Genomic DNA, 14,037 nt, shown 5'->3' on the forward strand with positions numbered 1-14,037 from the left:
CTGCGTGCGCAGTCGGGTGATCTGAAGCTGATATTATCGAATTTCGTTATCGATATTCGATATGAAAGAACAATCGACACCGCGCGCTATGGAGCACCACGACTTGCTGTCGGGACTGATCCGCCTGCATGTGCTGCACCACGCGGCCGAGCAGGAGATCTACGGGCAATGGATGATCGACGAGCTGGCCCACCACGGCTACCGCCTCTCTCCCGGAACGCTGTACCCGATGTTGCACAAGATGGAGCGCGACGGCTACCTCGTCTCCCGCCAGGAGCGTGAAGGGCGCACCGTGCGCAAGCTCTACACGATCACGCCCAAGGGCAAGGAAGGCTTGGCACTGGCCAAGGAACGCATCCGGGAGTTCACCGGGGAGGCGATGCACAAATGACAGATTCAACCAACACCTTGCAGCATGAGTCCGCAGCCGCGCGCGGCTCACCCGTCGAAGTCTTCGGCGCCTTTCTCAAGCTGGGGCTGACCTCCTTCGGCGGGCCGATCGCGCACCTGGGCTATTTCCGCTCGGAGTTCGTCGAGCGTCGCCGCTGGCTGGATGACCGCAGCTACTCCGATCTGGTCGCCCTGTGCCAGTTCCTGCCGGGGCCGGCCAGCAGCCAGGTCGGTATGGCGCTGGGGTTGGGCCGCGCGGGCTGGCTGGGGCTGCTGGCGGCCTGGGCCGGATTCACCTTGCCATCGGCGATTGCGCTGATCCTGTTCGCCTTTGGCATCGCCGAGTACCAGGGGCTGGCCCAGTCCGGCTGGGTGCACGGGCTCAAGGTCGTCGCCGTGGCCATCGTGGCGCAAGCGGTCTGGGGGATGGCCAAGTCGTTGTGCCCGGACCGGCCGCGCGCCGCGCTGGCCATTCTGGCGGCGCTGCTGACCATGGTCCTGCCCTCGGCCGCGGGACAGCTTGCCGCCATCGCGGTGGCAGGGCTGCTGGGCTGGTGGACATTGAAGATCGCGCAACCCGGCGGCGGCCACGCCCACAGCTACCCCGTCTCGCGCAAGCTGGGCATCGTGGCGCTGCTGCTGTTTGCCGCACCGCTCGTCGGGCTGCCCCTGTGGGCGGCAGCCACGGACTCGTCCACGATAGCCCTGCTGGAAGGGGTGTACCGCTCCGGTGCACTGGTCTTCGGCGGTGGACACGTTGTGCTGCCGCTGCTGCAGGCCTCGGTGGTGCCCAGCGGCGTCGTGAGCAATGCCGACTTCCTGGCCGGCTACGGTGCGGCGCAGGCCGTGCCGGGGCCGCTGTTCACTTTCTCGGCCTACCTCGGCGCGGTCGCCCACGGACCGCTGCATGGCTGGATCGGCGGGCTGGCACTCCTGGGCACGATCTTCCTCCCCGCTTTTTTCATGCTGGTCGGTGCACTGCCGTTCTGGGAAGGGCTGCGCCACCGCGCGGGCATCCAGACGGCCATGGCCGGCATCAACGCCGGCGTGGTCGGTATTCTGGTGTCCGCCCTCTATGACCCGCTATGGACGAGTGCCATCCACAGCAAGGCGGATTTTGGGCTGGCGCTGCTCTCGTTCGGGCTGCTGACGGTGGGACGCGTGCCGCCAGCGCTCGTGGTGCTGCTGGCCGGGCTGGCGGGCTGGGTCATGGCGATGGGTATCTGAAGCCCATTCGCCGGCGCAGCGGCCGGCCGGACATGGGGACACTCTCCAGCAATTTCAGGCCTGTGCAAGCTGGTCATTCCATGGCCGCCCGCTTTTGACCATGGCATTCAGGATAATCAGCAGCTTGCGCATGCAGGCCACGATGGCCACCTTCTTCGGCTTGCCTGCCGCCAGCAGACGCTCATAGCAACGCCGTATCACGGCGTTGTGACGCATGGCGACGATGGCGGCCATGTACAAAGCGCTCCTGACCGCGGCACGTCCGCCGCAGATGAAGCGTTTGCCGCGGGCCTGGCCCGAGTCCCGGTTCATCGGAGCGACGCCTACCAGCGCAGAGATCTGCCTGGCCTTGAGCCGGCCAAGCTCTGGCAGCTCGGACATCAGCGTCGCAGCCGTTGCCGGACCAACCCCTTTGACGCTCTTGAGCAAGGCGGCCAGATCGGGCTGATGGTACGCCAAGTGTTCCGCAATCCTCCGATCCAGCGCTTCAAGCTGTCTCGACAGCACATCCATCAGTTCCACAATGTCCTGCACCACCTCGGCATGCGCCATGTGCTTGCGCTGGCGCTCACTGACCAGAAGGCGCACCAGTTGCCGGCGTCGAAGCACCAGTGCATGAAGGTATTGCTGCGCCTGGTCTGGCATCGGCTTGATGAAGCGGTCTCGATCCGGCCGCAGATTCAGCACCTGGGCCAGCTCAGCCAGCATGCGGGCATCCACGCTGTCGGTCTTGACTAGGCGCCCCATGGCCTTGGCGAAGTCCCGTGCCTGCCGAGGGTTGATGACGACGACAGCGAATCCCGCAGCTTGAAGTGCGCAGGCGCAGGCCAGTTGGTACTGTCCGGTCGCCTCCATCACGATCAGCGAGACCTGATGGTTTTTCAGCTCTTCGATCAACGCTTGATGCCCGGCACCATCGTTGCTGAATATGGCCGTAGGCTGCTCGTGCCCCATGGCTACATCCATGGTCTTCTTGGAGATGTCGATACCGACTGCAATTTGATTGGCCATGATCCCTGCGTCCCTTCCTTGCAAATGCGAACGGCGTTCACGCAACTGTTCGGGCTTTCAGAGATCGGGCGCATGCATGCGCCCAAGACTCACGCACGGGCTCCATGGGCACCGAGGGATGACGGGCTACATGCTGCGGCCAACCCCGAACCCTGACAGGTCCGGGCGTGACGGCACTGCCGGACACGCACTTCAAAGATACAAGGGATTGAAGCCGAATGGCCGTGACGGCAAAGGCGGCACGGGGCGCAGCCCGAAAGCCCGGCGGCGCAGTGCGCCGACACGCCCAGGCCGTTCTATATTTTCAGGAAGCAATCGAAGACAAGCCCATGACCCTCCAGCTCCGACACGAAACCCCGGACGACATTGCCGCCATCGAGGCCGTGACCATCGCCGCGTTCGCTGATGCACCACACACCAGCCACACCGAGCAATTCATCGTGCGCGCCTTGCGTGCCGCCAACGAACTGACGCTTTCCATCGTGGCCGAAGAACATGGGCGCGTCGTCGGTCACGTCGCGCTGTCGCCAGTAACAATCACCCATGAGCACGGGCGAAAGACCGAGGGCTGGTATAGGTTGGGGCCGATCTCCGTCCTGCCGCCAAGGCAGGGGCAAGGCATCGGTTCGCGCCTGATGGAACAGGCGCTGTCTGAACTGCGGGCTATGCAGGCCGCAGGCTGCGTGCTGCTGGGCGATCCAACGTACTACACGCGCTTTGGCTTCCAGGCCCATGCGGGCTTGCAACTGCCGGGCGTGCCGCCCGGCTATTTCATGGCGCTGGCCCTGCATGGGACAGTGCCGGAAGGCATCGCGCACTACAGCGATGCCTTCAACGCCGCCGCCTGAGCCAGCGCGAAGGCGGCGGCGTTCTGATTCGGCTATTGGCCTTGAACACCGGGCGCGGCCACTGTCGCACCCGGATTTCGCGTCCACCGCGCCCAGGGCGGAACGGCCTGGGCGCGGTGCTGATCGCGGTTATTCCTTCGTCTCGATGCGCCACCACACAAAGCGAAGCGCCCCGGTCGAGGCCGGGGCGCTTGCCTTCGGCGCGGGTCAAGCGGCCAGTGCCTCGGTGGGTTCATCCGCCATTGCCTCGGTATCCTCCGAGGCGTCCTGCTCCGGGCCTTCTTCCTGCGCGGTCTCCTGCGGGCCTTCGGCCTTGAAGATGGCGGGCATCCAGCCGGTGCCATCGGCCAGCCGCTCGGCCTCGCTGGCAATGTCGGCCTTCTTGAGCTTCGCCAGCCGGGTGATGGATTCCGGTGCAAACGCGCTCACGGCATCCAGAAGCACAGCCTTGGAAACGTGCTTGAAGTAGCCTTCTGCGGTCGGCTTCCACCATGCGGCCATGTCGAGGCCCACGGCCTGCGCCAGTTCCTTGCCGGGCTGGTGCGGCGTGGCACGGGGCGTCACCACGTCCACCGTGGAAGCCACGCACACGGCCAGCAGCCGCACCAGTTCGTCTTGCGACTTCGCCAGCAGCGCGGCAAACAGTTCGGCGCTGTCCTCCGGCAAGGCTTCCCCGGCTACCTGTTGCAGTTCGCGCAGCGCCACGGCGGCGGGCGATTCTGGCCAGTCCGGGGCCATGCCTTCCAGCCGGTCTTGCAGTTTCAGGCTCACGCCCAGCGGCAAATCGTGCCCGTAGTGGTTTTCCTGCAAGACGGTCTGCACCATGCCATGCACCAGCGCGGCCAGCGCGACGTGCGGATGCCGGGCGACTTCGATTTGCAGCGCCGCCGTGCGGTGGGCGCTCAACCGCTGCGCCAGCCGGTCGGACAGGCTCGCGGCCTTGGGCGCGTCGTCGGCGTCCTCGTGCTCGTCGTTAGCGGCTTCGCCTTCGGTACTGCCGAAACCGCGCCGCAGCTTTTCCAGCGTGCGCAGCGCCTTCGCCTCGGCTTCGCGCAGCAGGCCGCGATGAATGACGGGCTCGCCGTTGCGGTCGATGGTGACGATGGCACCGGCCACCTCGCGCACCTCGGGGGCATAGCCTTGTAAGGCGTCCTCCGCGTCTTGCAGTTCCCCGATCACCTGATCGCGCCGCTGTTCCAGTTTCTCGGCCTTGGCCTCGTCCTCGGCGTCGCAAGCGTCCTCCAGTTCGGCGTCGATCTTTTCGAGGCGGGTTTCCAGCGAGGCCATGCGGCGGGCCTCGCGGGTGGTCGGCTCGCGGCGATGGCGCGGGGCGTTCTGGAAAGCCTGCCGTTCCTCGTAGGCCAGATGCGGCACGGCCTCCACCCATGCCCAGCCCTCGGCGCGCACGTCCTCGGCCAGCGTTTCCAGCTTGTCGCGCACCAGCGTTTCCAGCACTGCGGTATCGGTGAGGTAGGTTCCGGCATCGCCTTCTGCGAACAGGTCGCGGCGGATGCCGCCGCCTGCCTGCCGATAGGTGTCCAGCCCGACGAAGCGCACCAGCGCGTGCGTGGCGTCGATTTCACGCTCGGTCAGGCGCTCGCGCAGCGCGGACGGGCTGCGCTGCCATTCCGGCGCACCGTAGAACGCGGCCTCCTGCGCGGCATGGTCGTCGGTGATGGTCAAGGCCATCAACTGTTCCAGCGTCACGCCACCGGCGCGATAGTCGGCCATGAGGCGCGGCGAGACGTTCGCCAGCTTCAAGCGGCGCTGCACCACCAGCGGGGACACGCCGAAGTCGGCGGCAATGTCCTCGATGGGGCGTCCTTCCTTGACCAGCGCGGCGAAGGCCGCGAACTGGTCGGCGGGGTGCATGTTCTCGCGCTGCACGTTCTCCGCGAGGCTGACGGTGCGGGCCGAAGCATCGGCCACCAGCAGGCACGGCACTTCGTAGTCGGCGGGGATGCGCTTCTTCTTCGCCAGCAGCTTCAAGGCGGTCAGGCGGCGGTCGCCTGCGACGACTTCGTATTGCTCCCCATCGGCGGACAGGATGACGATCAGGTTTTGCAGCAGGCCGATGCGGGCAATGCTCGCGGCCAGTTCGGGGATGGACTGGCGCGGGGTCGTGCGGACGTTGCGCTTGGAGCGGCGCGGCAGCAACTGCGAGAGGGGAACCAAGATCAGGTTCTTGGTCGGGTCGGCCACTTCCAGCGGTGCGGCGGCTTCGATGGCGACGGCTTCGGTTTTGAGTACGGCGTTCATGGTGATTTCTCCTAGCGGTTGGGATGCAGCAGCGAGATAAGCGGCAAGGGCTGCTGCCTGCCCCTGCCGCGTGGGGATTCAGGCTTTCAACTGGCGCAGGCCATCGGCCAGCAGCCACAGGGCGCGATTCAGGCGCACGCTTTGGTCGATGCCCTGCACGGGCCGGGTGGTCTGGCGGCGGCCATTCGCGGCGCGGGCGGACAGGCCGCCTTTGGTCAAGTTCTCCTGCGTGCGGTTGAACACGCTCCACAGGTCGCGGCGGTCGTCGTCATGGCGGCGCGGCATCAGGATTTGCGATTCCGTGATGGGCGCTGGCTTGTCCTCGTCGTACTTCAACGCCAGCGCAGCGCGGGCGAACACTTCCGATTCCCCGGCGTCGAGCGTGATGGCGCGCATGGCATCGCGCGATTCCTGCACCCGGTCGAAGCCGTGCAGGACTTCGTAAGCGCCTTCGATGACGTGCCCGGCTACGTCGCCCTTGTGCGGCACGCGCACGTCGGCCACGGTGTCGCCGCAGACAAGGCCATTGCTGCAAACGAAGCGGAACATCCCGGCCAGCATCTGATAGCTGCTGGTGCCGTCATGGGAGTTCAGCAGGATGATTTCGTTGGCCTCGCGGCCGTTGATCTGGCTGGCGTGGCGCAGCCGGATCATGTGCTTGGTGTAGTCGCGGCGGTCGTCGTGGCGCACGCGGGTTTGCGTCACCATGAAAGGCTCGAAACCTTCTCCGCGCAGTTCTTGCAGGACGGTCGCGGTGGGGATGTAGCTGTATCGCTCGGAACGGCTTTCGTGCGGGGCGTCGGCGAAGATGGACGGGGCCACCCTGCGGATTTGGTCATCGGACAGTGGGTAATCGCTGCGCAGTGCCGGGGAGCGGGAAGCGAAACGGGATGCGAGTTGCATGGTCTTTCTCCTGACAAAAAGAGGTTTGCTGTTCACACCGCACACCGGATTCCTAGATTCGGAAGCCCAGCCTTTTGGCTGTTCGGTGCGGTCGGCACGAGGAACCCGGTTGGCCCTGTTGCCACCGTCTTTCCTGAGTTCATCGCCCGCGACGGTCAGGAGCGCGCGGACGGGGGCCGTCAAGGAGTCAAGCGCAGGGTTGGTGCGGCCCGCAGGCGCAGCCGAGGACACGGCCCTGCGCGCCTTGACGGCCCCCGGCCGCGGGCTACAGTCGCGGTGAAGGTGATGAAGTCAGGGGAGACGGCTGGACATGGCAACGGCCCCTCAACACGCCGACCGCACGGCAAGCGAAGCGCGCAGGCCCGGATCTAGGAATCCGGGCCGGAGGCGTCAGCCGAGCGGAGCGAGGGAACGATGGAAGCCCGCAGGGGCGAGACGCCGCAGGCGGCTCGATGCACAAGCTCATGCGCCAGTCATTGGGAAACAGGTTCGACAGCGATTGCCGTGGTCTGGCCGATCCGGCGCAGCCGGTTCGGCGGTCTTTGAGGGGCGCCAAGCATCGCGCGGCGGGGATAGCCCGCAGGGCTTTCCCCTGGAGGCAAGCGAAGCGCGCAGCGCACCAGGCGCGAAGGTATCGGCAACGGGCGCAGCAGAAAAAAAGGTGCGCCGCCCCCGCAGGGACGACGCACCGAAGGCTGTACGGCGCGATCAGTTCGCCGCCGGCGCCGTCATCGACTGCAACTGGTCGATCACGCCGGGCTCAACGAACACGCAAGCCTGCTCGGCCGCGATCGGCACGTTGAACACCTGAGCGAACAACGTGCGCCGCAGATGAGCCAGCCGGCCCGTCCGGTACGCCTGCTCGGGCTTCATGCGCCCGCCGGCCTGCGAGCCGCTGCGCTGCGGATCGCATTCGACCAGTGCGACAAAGCCATCGTCGGACAGCTTCTGATGCTCGGGGCACAGGCCCCAGCCGGTTGCCGTATGGCGCTCCATGCTCGCGCGCAGGCGCTTGTCCAACAGGATGGCGCCGGTATCGAACGCTGTGCCGCAGACCAAGCAAACGTGCTGTTCGAGGGAAACGTGTGATTTGTCGTGCATGACTGTTCTCCGGTTGCACGGGCGGAATTGCCCGGAACCGTCGCCAGCACGGCGCAGCGCAGCAGTCAGGGGTCGAAGACGGCCACGGGCCGCAAGCGTGCTGGCACGCGCCGCCCTTGACGGCGAGCACGCCGTGATACGGTGAAGGGACACAGCAAGACCGCCCCCAACCCGACACCACCACACCTGTTTTTGGCAAGTGCGTAGCACGCGCAGGCCCGCGAGGGCCGGAGTTGCGCCGCCGGGCGCAGCAAAAAGGGGGCCGAAGCCCCCAAAGGTCAAAGCAGGCCGCGTTCGGCGAATGACGTGGTACGGCTTCCAGCGATAATGATGTGATCCAGCGTGCGAACGTCCACCAGCGCCAGCGCCTGCCGAAGCTGCGAGGTCATCGCCTTGTCGGCCGCGCTCGGCTCGGGGCTTCCGCTCGGATGGTTGTGCGAAACGATGACCGCCGCTGCATTGAGCCGCAGCGCCTGCTTCACCACCTCGCGCGGATGCACCTCGGCGGCGTCGATCGTGCCGTGGAACATCTCCACGTAGTCGATCAACCGATGGCGCGTGTCGAGGAACAACACCGCGAAGACTTCGTGCTCGAAGCCGGCCAGCTTGGCGCGCAGGTAGTCCTTCACCGCCTCCGGCGAAGTGAACGCCTCGCCGCGCTGCATCTTCTGTTCGATGACCTGGCGCGCGGCCTCCAGAATCTGGTCGGCGTCCGCCGGCCGATAGCGCCCACGGCCATCGCGCACCATCAGCGGAGTATCGAGAGAGAGGGAAAGTTGCGACATGATCGTGCTCCGGTTGCTCGGGCGGAATTGCCCGGAACCGGCGCCAGCACGGCGCAGCGCAAGCAGTCAGGGGTCGCAGACGGCCGCCAGGTCGCAAGCGCGCATGGCGCGCGCCGCCCTTGACGGCGAGAACGCCGTGATACGGTGAAGGGAACAGCAAGACCGCCCACACCCGCCCACTGCACACAGTCGGCTTTTGGCAAGCGGAGCGCGCAGGCCCGGATCAGCGAGCCGGGCCGGAGGCGTCAGTGATGGAAGCCCGCATGGGGAGAGACTCGCGCAGCGAGGCTCGATGCGCAGCACGACAGCGCGACGGCGGCACGCCGGGACGCCCGACTTCTTCGGACAGGACTACTGGTTGTCGGTCTTGCGCTGCTCGATCTGCAACTGCGCCCGTTGCGTTGCCTGTTGCAGCCGCTCCACCAGCACACCCCTCGGCGGCAAGGCAGTCAGATACTCGGCGACGTGGATGCCCGACTTGTCCAGCTCCAGCAATTCGATCTGCTCGCGCTTTTTGCCGGTGCAAAGGATGATCCCCAGCGGCGAGGCCTCCTCCGGCTCCCGTTCGTGCTTGTCCAGCCAGCGAAGGTAAAGCTCCATCTGTCCCTTGAAAGCCGCCTTGAACTCGTCGACCTTCAACTCCACTGCCACCAGCCGCCGCAGCTTGCGGTTGTAAAACAGCAGGTCGAGGTGAAAATCCTCGCCGTCAATTTGGATGCGCTTCTGCCGGGCCACGAAGCTGAAACCCGCGCCCAGCTCCAACAAGAACGACTCCATTTCGCGGATGATCGCCGCCTCCAAGTCGCCTTCCTGCCAAGTGTCCCGCAGCCCCAGGAAGTCGAGGATGTACGGGTCGCGCATGACTAGGGCGGGCGACATGCGCTGCGCATCGCGCATCTTCGCCAACTCCTGTGCGATCGTCTCGCCCGGCTTTTGGGACAGCGCCGTGCGTTCGTACAGCATCGAGTCGATGCGCTCACGCAGCGTCCGCACGCTCCAGCGTTCGGCGCTCGCCATCTGCGCGTAATAGTCCCGCTGGAGCGGGTCTTTCAGCGGGATCAGGGCGATGAAGTGCGTCCAGCTCAATTCTCGTATCAGTGATACGAGAATCTGCTCGTCGGGAAAGGTGGCTGCGAACTGCACCATGCGGCGCAGGTTCTGCTCGGCAAAGCTGTTGCCGTACTCCTTCACCAACTGCGCCGCCAGGGTAGGCAGGACTTCCTTGCCATAAGCGCCCCGGCGCCCGTCCAAGACCTGCGTGCGGATGCGCTGGCCGATGCGCCAGTAGAGCATCGTCAGCTCGCTATTCACCGTCGAGGCGGCGCGCTTGCGCGCCGCCTCGATCAGTGCCCGAATGTCGCCCAGCAGCGCCGAAGGCGCTGCGGACGACGCTGCGGACGACGCTGCGGATGACCGGCGCGTGTTCATGCTGCCGCCTCCGCAAGCTGGCGCGCGCCCGTGATGGCCTGGCGCCGGCTGGCCACCAGCTCGGCCGCATCGCGCACCGGCTTGTCCTCGGTGTGGACGTAGTGCATGAACATCGCCACAGTCTTGTGGCCCGTTAACTTCATGCCCACTTTGGTCGGCACGCCGGAATTGGCTATGTCGGTGGTCGAGCGATGGCGGATGCCGTGCGTGCCGACGTGCGGGACGCCGGCGGCCTTGAGCACCCGGCACCAGCCGCCATAGTGCTCGCCAAAGGTCAGGTGCTTGGTCGAGTCGTTGGGCGATGGCAGGACATAGGGGCAGCCCTCCCGGCGCGGCGCCGTCGAAAGCAGCCGATAGGCTTCCTCGCTCATGGGCTTGGAAATGCCGCCGACCTTGCTGTCGGGCCACACCACGCGCCGGTTCTCGAAGTCCAGCCAGCTCCATTCGAGCGGGCAGATTTCGGAGCGCCGGGCGGCAAACTCGAATTGCAGCCGGATCGCCAGCGGGATGACGTAGTTCTCCAGCCCTTCCGCCTCCAGCTTCTCCAGATGACGGAAGATCCGCACCATTTCCTCGTCCACGATGAGCCGGGTTTCCTTGCCCGGCGGGTACATCGGGACGTGGCGGCACGGATTCGTGCCGTCCGGGCGGTAGCCCCACACTTCGGCCAGGTTGAACATCTTGCGCAGCACGCCGAAGGTCTTGTTCGCCTCGGTCGGCTTGTAGGCCAGCTTCTCCATCAGCCCGGCAATGTCGGGCCGCTTCACGTCATGCACCTTCTTGCGGCCCAGCAGCGGGATGATGTTGCGGTCGATGACGCCCTGATAGCCGTCCTGCGTGCTGGGCTTGTTGCGCTTCTTGGAGTAGTCCTCCATGAACTTCTTGCACAACTCGGCCATCGTGGGCGCCTTGCGCGCCTCGGCCTTGGCGCCGCCGGGGTCGCCGCCCCGGCGAACCTCGGCCAGCCAGTCCTGTGCCTTGACTCGTGCCTGTTCGACGGTCAGCTCCCCGTATAGCCCCAGCGAGGGCTTGCGGGGCTGGCCGGAGTTCGTGCGGTACTGGAGCATGAACACCCGGCGGCCCGTCGGGGTAATCTTGCACAGGAAGCCGGGCACCACGGTATCCCGCAGTTCAACATCCTTGGCCTGGGGCTGGGCCGCCTCCACGGCGGTCTTGGTGAGCTTGATCTTTGCCATGATGACTCCTTGGAACGACCCGGATTCCAAGAGCCAGATAGGAGCGGCACGAGGGAAAACCGGGTCAAGTTTCAGAAAGCACCGGCATATGATGGACGCGCGTAAGCTATTGATAAACCTGCTGTATCGAGCTACGGCGCAGTCCAGCGAACTACCGGGCTGGAGTCATCGTGAAACAAAAAAGCCGCCCGGTGAATCGGGGCGGCTGCTTTTTGCTGAGTTCTTTTTGCTGTTTCGATCGGTTGGTTGCGGGGGCAGGATTTGAACCTGCGACCTTCGGGTTATGAGCCCGACGAGCTGCCAGACTGCTCCACCCCGCGTCCGTCGAAGAAGTGATTATAGGGCAAGCGCTTTCGCAATGCAACAGGAGATATGAGCGAAAGTATCGTGGGCCGCATTTCAAGCGCTTGCAGGGGCCGCATTGCCGTTCGGGCGTTCCCACAGCACCGCCTCGAACTCGAAATTCTCGCGTTGCAGCAGATCGTCGCGTTGCCAGATCACGCGGTCGGGCCGCACCGTCAGCATCCACGTGGTGGTGACCAGCGGCGCGGGCGAGGAGAAGGCCAGCGGCGTCAGCACGGCGGCGCAATGGCCCTGGCCGGGATCGCGCACCGAGCGGTAGCGGATCAGCCCGAGCCCGGCCTCGCGGGCGACGCGGGCGAAGGCCTGGCAGCCCTCGTAGTGGACCGGGTCCTGCCATTGCGCGGCATCGCGCGCGAACGGCGCCTCGTCCAGCGCGACGCCGTCGGTGCGCACGCCGACCTGGAACAGCGTCTGCGCGCGCGCATCGATGCGCGGCAGGGCGGGACTGTCGCGCAGGAAGCGCCAGCGCCAGTAGCCCAGCTCCGCGCAGGCGGTGCGGATCTCGTCCGCGCCGTAGAACACGCCCGGATCGTGCGCCGCGCGAAAGCGCGAGCCCCACGGCGACGGCGGATAGCGGAACGGCGTGAACAGCAGGTAGTGCAGATGGCGGGCGTAGGAGGGAACCGCCGGTTTGCCGGCGTCGAGCACGGCCTCCAGCACAGCCTGTTCTTCGAGGCTGTCGACCAGCGGCATCGTGGAAACCACATGCTGGGCTTCCACCGCCCGCCACAACGTGAGCGCAAACGGCTTGCGCTCAGATGCGACCGCGGGTGGCGTCCAGGTAGTGAACGACACGAACCAGGCCTTCGGTAGTACGGATCAGTTCGAGCGGCTTGCCGCCCAGCGCGAGATTGTCATTGGCCAGCCATAGCCGGGCCTGGTCGCCATGCCCGAGGATGGCATCGAGGGAGCGGAACAGGCGCACGAACAGCACGCCGAACTCCCATTCCTTGCGGTGGTTGTCCAGCACGTAGTGGCCCGAGGCCATGCGCGAGACGGAGGCCGTGCTGATGCCCAGCACGCTGGCGACCACGGCCTGGCTGATACCGAGGAAGCCGGCCGCGCGCATCACGGCCTTGGTCAGGGTTGCCCCGGCATCCGGGGCCCCGGCGGGAAGCTGCTGCCGAAGTTGCTTGGTCTGCATCGCCATGCTCCTGTTTCCTTGGAAACATTATAGGCCACTTGTTTCGCAAGGGAAGCAGGAAAACCACTTTTGCGGGGATTCCTTGCGTACGCCCGTTCGACCGCCGTCTTTCCGGCGCCATTCCCGGGCCGCGCCGCGGCGGAGCAATCCGGCGGACACGCAGCCGGACGGGCAGCAGGGCGATGAAATATAGTGCGAGCCGGCCGCCCAGGCCGTCGCTCAGGTGCCGGGCGCAACGGCCGCCGAGGCCGGTAGCTCGGCGCCGGCGCCAGCCGCCATCGAGCCGTGGCTCAGGCGCCGGCGTCCTGCAGCACCGTCTGCAGCGCCTGCAGCGACGCGTCGAGACTCTGCCCGCTGGTGTCGATCACCGCGTCGGCGCGCGCGTAGAGCGGCGTGCGGGCCTGCAGGATGCGGCGCAGGTCGGCCATCGCCTCGCTGTTGCCCTGCATCGGCCGCATGTCGCCCTGGGCGACCACGCGCGCCATGTGTTCCTCGGGCGAGGTCTTGACCCAGACCGTGTAGCAGTTGGCGAGCAGCAGATTGAAGGTGGCCGGCTCGGACACCAGGCTGCCCGGCGTCGCCAGCACCAGCCGCTCGTGCTCGCGCAGCACGCGTTCCAGCGCGCGCAGTTCGTAGCGGCGGTAGGCGGCCTGGCCGTACAGCGAATGGATTTCCGACAGCGTGGCGCCGGCCTCCTGTTCGATCGCGCCGTTCAGCTCGACGAAGGGCAACTCGCGCGCCTCGGCCAGCGCCCGGCCCAGCGTCGATTTGCCGGCGCCGCGCAGGCCGATCAGCGCGATTCGCTGATGGCGCGCGTCGAAGGGGGCGGACGGTGCGAGGGCATTGCGGCAGGCCTCGCGCACGCGGGCCAGATCGGCGGGCGGCAGTTGCGCGAGCCATTGCAGAAGCTGGCCGAATTCGGCGGCGCGCGCGCCGTTGCCGCCGTCGGCCTCGGCCAGCACCACCGGCAGCGGCACGTTCAGCGCGGCCGCAACCTGCCGCAACAGCAGCACGGAGGCGTTGCCGGTACCGGTTTCGAGATTGGCCAGATAGCGCTCCGAGACCCCGGCCCCGCGCGCCAGATCCTTGCGCGACATGCCGCGGGCCGCGCGCAGCGAGCGGATGCGCTCGCCCAGCTGGGTCAGGTACGGATCGCGCTCGCCGGGCTGGCGGGGCTCGGCGTCGGACAAAGGCGCAGTGGCTTCGGTGGCGCGGCGCATGGCGGGCAAGGGTTGGGAAGGAGGGAAGCAGCGACAGGCGTTGGGTGCGGCATTATAGGGCACATGGACGGCATACCCCGGGTTCACCCCAAGCCTTTTTCGCTGCCATATAGTGCATTCCTGAGCTTGCATCTTAGTCGATGTGCAATAAAATGCATCAAC

Annotated in this window: 13 protein-coding genes and 1 tRNA gene; 3 read left to right on the plus strand and 11 right to left on the minus strand. The window is 66.4% G+C overall.

The annotated features are described in order from the left end of the window. Window positions 1-61: 61 nt before the first annotated feature. The gene (locus KZ686_RS10250) at window positions 62-391 is read left to right on the plus strand and encodes a PadR family transcriptional regulator (protein WP_223277441.1); all 330 of its coding nucleotides are present in this window, start codon (window positions 62-64) and stop codon (window positions 389-391) included. Continuing rightward, window positions 388-1,617, plus strand: coding sequence for a chromate efflux transporter (gene chrA / locus KZ686_RS10255; RefSeq protein WP_111733867.1), 1,230 nt, complete (start codon window positions 388-390; stop codon window positions 1,615-1,617). Before KZ686_RS10250 ends, chrA begins: the two co-directional genes overlap by 4 nt. Before the next feature lie 54 nt (window positions 1,618-1,671). Here chrA and KZ686_RS10260 read toward each other — a convergent pair whose 3' ends face one another. Continuing rightward, on the minus strand, window positions 1,672-2,628 hold the full coding sequence (locus KZ686_RS10260) for an IS110 family transposase (RefSeq protein ID WP_027457584.1): 957 nt from the start codon (window positions 2,626-2,628) through the stop codon (window positions 1,672-1,674). 329 nt (window positions 2,629-2,957) lie between these two features. Between KZ686_RS10260 and KZ686_RS10265 the strand changes: the two genes are divergently transcribed. Next, window positions 2,958-3,476 carry a GNAT family N-acetyltransferase gene (locus tag KZ686_RS10265; protein WP_011516018.1) on the plus strand — a complete coding sequence of 173 codons (519 nt, stop codon included), beginning with the start codon at window positions 2,958-2,960 and terminating at the stop codon, window positions 3,474-3,476. Window positions 3,477-3,683: 207 nt separating this feature from the next. Here KZ686_RS10265 and KZ686_RS10270 read toward each other — a convergent pair whose 3' ends face one another. The 10 genes from KZ686_RS10270 to KZ686_RS10315 all read right to left on the minus strand — a co-directional run bounded on the left by KZ686_RS10270 (window position 3,684) and on the right by KZ686_RS10315 (window position 13,875). Next, window positions 3,684-5,735, minus strand: coding sequence for a ParB/RepB/Spo0J family partition protein (locus KZ686_RS10270; protein ID WP_021161701.1), 2,052 nt, complete (start codon window positions 5,733-5,735; stop codon window positions 3,684-3,686). Between the two features lie 78 nt (window positions 5,736-5,813). Beyond that, window positions 5,814-6,638, minus strand: coding sequence for a DUF932 domain-containing protein (locus KZ686_RS10275; protein ID WP_041240053.1), 825 nt, complete (start codon window positions 6,636-6,638; stop codon window positions 5,814-5,816). A gap of 708 nt (window positions 6,639-7,346) precedes the next feature. Beyond that, window positions 7,347-7,739 (minus strand): hypothetical protein, encoded by a 393-nt coding sequence (locus tag KZ686_RS10280; protein ID WP_011516015.1) that lies wholly within the window; start codon window positions 7,737-7,739, stop codon window positions 7,347-7,349. 278 nt (window positions 7,740-8,017) lie between these two features. Continuing rightward, entirely contained in the window at window positions 8,018-8,524 is a 507-nt protein-coding gene (gene radC, locus KZ686_RS10285) for a RadC family protein (protein ID WP_021161703.1), read from the minus strand. Between the two features lie 351 nt (window positions 8,525-8,875). After that, the gene (locus tag KZ686_RS10290) at window positions 8,876-9,952 is read right to left on the minus strand and encodes a PDDEXK nuclease domain-containing protein (RefSeq protein ID WP_011516011.1); all 1,077 of its coding nucleotides are present in this window, start codon (window positions 9,950-9,952) and stop codon (window positions 8,876-8,878) included. Next, a complete protein-coding gene (locus KZ686_RS10295; RefSeq protein WP_011516010.1) occupies window positions 9,949-11,148 on the minus strand; it encodes a tyrosine-type recombinase/integrase in 1,200 nt (399 codons plus the stop codon). Before KZ686_RS10295 ends, KZ686_RS10290 begins: the two co-directional genes overlap by 4 nt. 243 nt (window positions 11,149-11,391) lie before the next feature. Further along, a tRNA-Met gene (locus KZ686_RS10300) sits at window positions 11,392-11,468 on the minus strand. 79 nt (window positions 11,469-11,547) lie between these two features. Further along, the gene (locus KZ686_RS10305) at window positions 11,548-12,306 is read right to left on the minus strand and encodes an RES family NAD+ phosphorylase (RefSeq protein ID WP_150083088.1); all 759 of its coding nucleotides are present in this window, start codon (window positions 12,304-12,306) and stop codon (window positions 11,548-11,550) included. Further along, a complete protein-coding gene (locus tag KZ686_RS10310; protein WP_370639503.1) occupies window positions 12,266-12,661 on the minus strand; it encodes an antitoxin Xre/MbcA/ParS toxin-binding domain-containing protein in 396 nt (131 codons plus the stop codon). The genes KZ686_RS10305 and KZ686_RS10310 overlap by 41 nt, the downstream gene beginning before the upstream one ends. A 284-nt stretch (window positions 12,662-12,945) precedes the next feature. Next, window positions 12,946-13,875 carry a helix-turn-helix transcriptional regulator gene (locus tag KZ686_RS10315; RefSeq protein ID WP_226106532.1) on the minus strand — a complete coding sequence of 310 codons (930 nt, stop codon included), beginning with the start codon at window positions 13,873-13,875 and terminating at the stop codon, window positions 12,946-12,948. Between the last annotated feature and the right edge of the window lie 162 nt (window positions 13,876-14,037).

The sequence above is a fragment of the Cupriavidus cauae genome (genome assembly GCF_026210475.1).
GTDB classification, from domain to species: Bacteria; Pseudomonadota; Gammaproteobacteria; order Burkholderiales; family Burkholderiaceae; genus Cupriavidus; species Cupriavidus cauae.

Excerpts from the sequence above, each read along its gene's own strand:
- KZ686_RS10270 (WP_021161701.1), bottom strand. The coding sequence starts at position 5,735 with ATGAACGCCGTACTCAAAACCGAAGCCGTCGCCATCGAAGCCGCCGCA.
- chrA (WP_111733867.1), top strand. The coding sequence starts at position 388 with ATGACAGATTCAACCAACACCTTGCAGCATGAGTCCGCAGCCGCGCGC.
- KZ686_RS10265 (WP_011516018.1), top strand. The coding sequence starts at position 2,958 with ATGACCCTCCAGCTCCGACACGAAACCCCGGACGACATTGCCGCCATC.
- KZ686_RS10290 (WP_011516011.1), bottom strand. The coding sequence starts at position 9,952 with ATGAACACGCGCCGGTCATCCGCAGCGTCGTCCGCAGCGTCGTCCGCA.
- KZ686_RS10250 (WP_223277441.1), top strand. The coding sequence starts at position 62 with ATGAAAGAACAATCGACACCGCGCGCTATGGAGCACCACGACTTGCTG.
- KZ686_RS10295 (WP_011516010.1), bottom strand. The coding sequence starts at position 11,148 with ATGGCAAAGATCAAGCTCACCAAGACCGCCGTGGAGGCGGCCCAGCCC.
- KZ686_RS10315 (WP_226106532.1), bottom strand. The coding sequence starts at position 13,875 with ATGCGCCGCGCCACCGAAGCCACTGCGCCTTTGTCCGACGCCGAGCCC.
- KZ686_RS10310 (WP_370639503.1), bottom strand. The coding sequence starts at position 12,661 with ATGGCGATGCAGACCAAGCAACTTCGGCAGCAGCTTCCCGCCGGGGCC.
- KZ686_RS10275 (WP_041240053.1), bottom strand. The coding sequence starts at position 6,638 with ATGCAACTCGCATCCCGTTTCGCTTCCCGCTCCCCGGCACTGCGCAGC.
- KZ686_RS10260 (WP_027457584.1), bottom strand. The coding sequence starts at position 2,628 with ATGGCCAATCAAATTGCAGTCGGTATCGACATCTCCAAGAAGACCATG.
- radC (WP_021161703.1), bottom strand. The coding sequence starts at position 8,524 with ATGTCGCAACTTTCCCTCTCTCTCGATACTCCGCTGATGGTGCGCGAT.
- KZ686_RS10280 (WP_011516015.1), bottom strand. The coding sequence starts at position 7,739 with ATGCACGACAAATCACACGTTTCCCTCGAACAGCACGTTTGCTTGGTC.